This window comes from Pseudomonas sp. EGD-AK9 (assembly GCF_000465935.2).
In the GTDB taxonomy this organism is placed as follows: domain Bacteria; phylum Pseudomonadota; class Gammaproteobacteria; order Pseudomonadales; family Pseudomonadaceae; genus Aquipseudomonas.
Genome location: NZ_AVOF01000564.1, coordinates 1 through 1,342 on the forward strand (window position 1 = coordinate 1; position 1,342 = coordinate 1,342).

2 protein-coding genes are annotated in these 1,342 nt (G+C 70.5%); both read left to right on the forward strand.

Annotation, left to right across the window (positions count from 1 at the left end; translation table 11 throughout):
* Window positions 1-146: helix-turn-helix domain-containing protein (locus N878_RS27025; protein ID WP_156350909.1), on the forward strand; the 146-nt coding region annotated here is incomplete at its 5' end.
* Window positions 147-273: 127 nt separating this feature from the next.
* Window positions 274-1,342, forward strand: a 1,069-nt coding sequence (locus tag N878_RS20685) for an SWIM zinc finger domain-containing protein (RefSeq protein ID WP_021445440.1), incomplete at its 3' end; no start/stop codon positions are given.

Sequence of the window (1,342 nt, forward strand, 5' to 3'; positions counted from 1 at the left end):
CCTGCCACTTGCTGCGCCAGTCGGCGCTGCCGCTGGGCGAGGTCGCCCTGGCCTGCGGCTTCGCCAGCGCCAGCCACTTCAGCAATCGCTTCCGCCAGGCCCTGGGCGCGACGCCGGGGCAGTACCGCGCCGCCTTCGAGCCCTGAGCCGACTGCACGTCGGCAATCGCCTCGCGGCGTCTGCTAATCGCGCCGCGGCTGTGCGAAAATCTGCGGCTTTGCATTGCCGCGGCCGAGTCATGCGCCTATCACCTGCGTCCCCGGGGTTTCGCTGATGCCCCTGGATATTCACCAGCTGCGCCAGGAGGACTGGCGCTCCGAGTTCGGCGCCGGCGACCTGCGCCGCGGCATCGCCTACGCCGAGGAAAAGCGCAGCAAGCTGCTCAGCCTCAAGGACAACAGCCTGCTGGCCAGCTGCCGCGGCGCGGCCGGGCACACCTACCAGCAGCGCATCACCCTGCACCCCTATGGCCGCCGCTGGAGCGTCACCGGCCACTGCAACTGCCCGGTGGGCTTCAACTGCAAGCACGTGGTCGCCGCCCTGCTCACCCTGGAGGCGCAGCAGCGCGGCGGCGGCGATCTGTCCGAGATCATCGTGGCGACCAAGGAAGTGGCCGAGCAGCGCCTCGAAGGCATCGCCCCGACCCCGCAGCTGAGCCTCGGCAGCCAGGTGCGCGTGCATTTCGACGCGCGCAAGGGGCGCATGCAGGAGCAGACCCAGCACCGCGCCGCGCTGGCCTTCGATTACGCCGGGCACCGGGTGTTCGGCAAGCCGGCCAAGGACCTGGTCAAGCGCCTCGATGCCGACACCAACCTGCGCCTGATCCGCGACGCGCAAGCGGAAGCGGCGCTGCGCAAACGCCTGGAAGGCCTCGGCCTGCAGGTGGCGCTACGGCAGAGCGAGGCACTGCCGGCCGAGGCCGGCGAGCCGTTCGAGCTGGACAGCGAGCGCGACTGGCTGGATTTCGTCCAGCAGCAGCTGCCGCAGCTGCGCGCCGAGGGCTGGCAGATCCACATGCGCCCGGACTTCCAGTACAACCTGGCGGAGGTCGACGACTGGTACGCCGAGGTCGAGGAAGACCCGCAGCAGAACTGGTTCGACCTGGAGCTGGGCATCGAGGTGGAGGGGCAGCGCCTGAGCCTGCTGCCGATCCTGCTCCAGGCCATCCGCCGTACGCCCTGGCTGCTGGCCCCCGAGACGCTGGCCCAGCGCGCCGACGAGGACCGCCTGCTGGTCAGCCTGCCGCAGGGCGGCAAGCGCATCGCCCTGCCCTTCGCCCGCTTGAAGCCGCTGCTGGCCACCCTCGGCGAGCTGTATTTCCGCGACCCAGGCGAGGATGTAG